At 54.8% G+C, this 682-nt stretch carries 1 protein-coding gene; it reads right to left on the reverse strand.

Annotated elements, in window-relative coordinates; genetic code table 11:
* On the reverse strand, positions 1 to 433 hold a 433-nt coding region (locus tag ACP7IZ_RS13775), incomplete at its 3' end, for a transposase (protein ID WP_426849727.1).
* Between the last annotated feature and the right edge of the window lie 249 nt (positions 434 to 682).

Consider the following 682-nt stretch of genomic DNA (forward strand, 5'->3'; position numbering starts at 1 on the left):
CGCCAAACACACCAATCTGGCAGTTCGTGATCTTGCCGGCAGATCCCGTATACTGCCGCCCCACACCGCAGGACGCCTGACCCTTCTTCAGAAAACCGGTCTCATCAATGACCAGCACGCCCTCTTCAGTGCCCAGATGCTCAATCACATAATCCCTGACGACGTCACGAAGGGCATCGGCATCCCAGTGCCCGCGTCCCAGAAGCGCCTGCTGCCGCCATGGACCAGGATCTCCTGCGGCTTCCGCTCGCATCCATCCCGTCTTGCGTGGTTCATTGCCAATCAAAACATCAAGAAAAGCACAGGCCGAATCTACGACACGTTTTTGCGTGAACAGCGGCGCCATCCGATCCTTGGCGGACCGAAGCGAGCGCGCCCATAATTCCAGCGTCTCTTCAACAGACGTACCGCCACTCATCATATCCTGAATCATGGTTACCCATAGATTCAGAACTCAACACAAAATGCAACTGTAGTGCTAAACGGCTTTTCACGGCTGCTTCGTCCTCAGAACCGCCAGTTACCGGAATTTTCGTACATCTGGAAAAGCTACCTACGGCGTGTCGTCAGTTAGGTGTTTAGTCCCGGGGTTTGATGGTGTGATATTTTCACGAGAGTGGAAGGAAGCATTATGGGACAGATACGTCATGGGAGCGCCACGACCACGCACGCCGTGCGAGCA

Source organism: Acetobacter sp. AAB5 (assembly GCF_050106715.1).
In the GTDB taxonomy this organism is placed as follows: Bacteria; Pseudomonadota; Alphaproteobacteria; order Acetobacterales; family Acetobacteraceae; genus Acetobacter; species Acetobacter oryzifermentans.